This is a genomic window from Sphingomonas sp. 10B4, from assembly GCF_035019905.1.
Classification (GTDB): Bacteria; Pseudomonadota; Alphaproteobacteria; order Sphingomonadales; family Sphingomonadaceae; genus Sphingomonas; species Sphingomonas glacialis.
This window is the reverse complement of sequence record NZ_JASJVC010000448.1, coordinates 1-252: the sequence shown is the minus strand read 5'-3', so window position 1 is coordinate 252 and position 252 is coordinate 1. Positions and strand designations below refer to the sequence as shown.

General features: G+C 63.9%; 1 protein-coding gene. It reads right to left on the bottom strand.

From position 1 onward, the window contains the following. Positions 1–50 precede the first annotated feature (50 nt). The coding region (locus tag QN347_RS20450) for a thiamine phosphate synthase (RefSeq protein ID WP_323494495.1) at positions 51–252 on the bottom strand (202 nt) is incomplete at its 5' end.

The following is a 252-nucleotide window of genomic DNA, read 5'->3' as shown; positions in this document are numbered from 1 at the left end:
GTAAATTTTGCATCCCCCGATTATACGGGACTGCGCCGCCCTTGCGCGCCTCAAAACAAGGCGGCGAAGCTGCGCGCGGCGGCACCCGGGTCGGGCACCGAATACACGCTGCTGATCACGGCCACCATCGCGCTGCCGCGCGCGATCAAGGGCTGACAATTATCTACCGTCATGCCGCCTATGACCACACAGGGCAGATTCCAGCGCTGTTGCGCCTGGCTAACGAGGTCGGCCGGGGTACCGACCGCATAC